The following is a 2,183-nucleotide window of genomic DNA, read 5'->3' as shown; positions in this document are numbered from 1 at the left end:
GGCTCACAGAACGACATGGCTACGATCCGACTTGGGACGGCGCGGGTCGGTCGCGCGGCGGGCGTCGGGCGCACGGCGCGGGTCCGGGGTGGCGCGATAGGGCGCGACGTACGGCCTGGGCTTGGGCAGCCGCATCCACCGGCCGAACCTGCTGTCGCGGCCCGTGCTGAGCGCGGCGATCGCCTCGGGTTCGTGTCTCGCCGCGCTCGCCAGCAGGCCGAACAGGAACAGGACCAGGATGATCGAGTTGCCGCCCGCGGACAGCAGCGGCAGCTGGATGCCGGTGACCGGCAGCAGGCCCACGACATAGCCCATATTGATGATCGCCTGCGTGGCGATCAGGGTGGTGATGGTGGCGGCGACGAGACGCAGGTACGGGTCCGCCTGCCGACGGGCGATGCGCAGGCCCACCCAGGTCAGCAACGCGAACATACCGATGGTCAGGGCGGCGCCCACGTAGCCGAGCTCCTCACCGATGATCGCGAAGATGAAGTCGTTGTGCGCGTTGGGCAGGTAGCTCCACTTGGCCTTCGAGCCGCCCAGGCCGACGCCGAAGAAGCCACCGTCGGCGAGCGAGTACTTGGCCTGGGTGGGCTGGTAGTCGGCGCCCAGGGTGTCGCGGGCGGTACCCGTCCAGCCGCCGACGAACGATCGCACCCGCGCCGAGCGGTAGCCCTCGGTGAAGGCGAGGATCACCGCGGCGCCCAACGCGGCCATGATCAGTGCGACGAAGATCCGCACCGACAGGCCCGCGTAGTACAGCATCGTGCCCACCAGGATCGCGATGATGATCGCCGTCGAGAGGTTGGGCTCGAGCGCGATCAGGCCGGCGACCAGGACCGCGACCGGGACCAGGGGGAGCACCAGTTGCTTCATCGGCGCGCCGACAGCGCGGTCGGCGAGCAGGTGCGCGCCCCACAGGATCAGCGCCACCTTGACCACCTCGGACGGCTGCACCGTGATGGGGCCGAGGCCGATCCACCGCTGACCGCCGCCGACGGCGTGGCCGATACCCGGGACGAGCACGGCGATGAGCAGCCCGACCGACACCACGATCGCGGCGAGCGACACGCGGCGCAGCAGCGTGACCCGAAGGTGCAGCGCGACGAGGAACGCGACCACGCCGAGCGCCGCGTACGTCAGCTGCGACACGAACAGTCCGTACGCCGTGCCGTTGGCGGTGTAGTCCTCGACCGACGAGGCCGAGAGCACCATGATGACGCCCATCACCGTGAGCACGAACGTGAGGCCCACCACCAGGTGGAACGACGCGAGCGGCCGGTCGAGCGCGAGCAACAGGTTCGACACCGCCGTGCGCACCGACGACGCTCCGTCGCGCACGAACTCCCCCGCGCCGCGGCGCGGCTCGTAGCCCGCGTCGTCCGAGTACTCGTCGTCGGAGTACTCGTCGTCGAAGTCCGCGTGCGCGTCGCCGTCCGACTCGTCGTTCTGCGCGTCGAACTCCGAACTCTCGGGGGCGTCGACGGTATCGCGCTCGTCCGCCTCCCCCGCGGCGGCCGCGAGGAATGCGGGGTTGTTGTAGTCGATGCCCGGGCCGGCGGCCGGCCGCGTCGGGCGGCTCACCGGTGGGACCCCGGCAGCGCGAGTGCAGCCGCGGCGAACGCCGCGCCCCGGTGCCCGTAACCGGTGAACATGTCCAGCGACGCCGCCGCCGGTGCCAGCAGGACGACGGGCGCGGCGCCGGACGAGTGGCGCTCCTCGGCGGCCAGGCGGGCCGCCTCACGCACCGCGGTCGCCATCACAGCATCCGCATCCGACGCATCAGCAACAACTGTCACAGGAGAAAGGCGCGCATCATCAGTCACTTGGGGCACTGCACTATCGTCGCCCGAAGTCACGCGAACGACCGGTACATCCGGCGCGTGTCGCGCCAATGCGGCCGCGATCTCGCTCGCATCGAGGCCCAGCAGCACTGCCCCCGCGAGCCGCGACGCCGTCTCGGCGACCAATGGACCCACGTCGGCGCCCTTGAGCTGACCGCCCGCGATCCACACCACCCGGTCGTGTGCCAGCAGCGACGCGCGCGCGGCATGCGGGTTCGTGGCCTTGGAGTCGTCGATGAACACAGCGCCGTCCACCGTCGCCACCGGCTCCGCGCGGTGCGCGCCCACCTGGAACGCGGCCAGCGCCGCCCCCGCGGTCTCCGGCGCGACGCCGACGGT

Annotated in this window: 1 protein-coding gene; it reads right to left on the bottom strand. The window is 71.4% G+C overall.

Going from position 1 to position 2,183, the window contains the following annotated elements:
• Nucleotides 1-1,580 precede the first annotated feature (1,580 nt).
• Nucleotides 1,581-2,183 (bottom strand): glutamate ligase domain-containing protein (locus ABD908_RS27125; protein ID WP_345001979.1); only part of this gene is annotated, 603 nt, incomplete at its 5' end.

Source organism: Tsukamurella soli, from assembly GCF_039541155.1.
Classification (GTDB): Bacteria; Actinomycetota; Actinomycetes; order Mycobacteriales; family Mycobacteriaceae; genus Tsukamurella; species Tsukamurella soli.
Note: the sequence above shows the minus strand (reverse complement) of the source record. Positions and strands in the feature narration are given on the sequence as shown.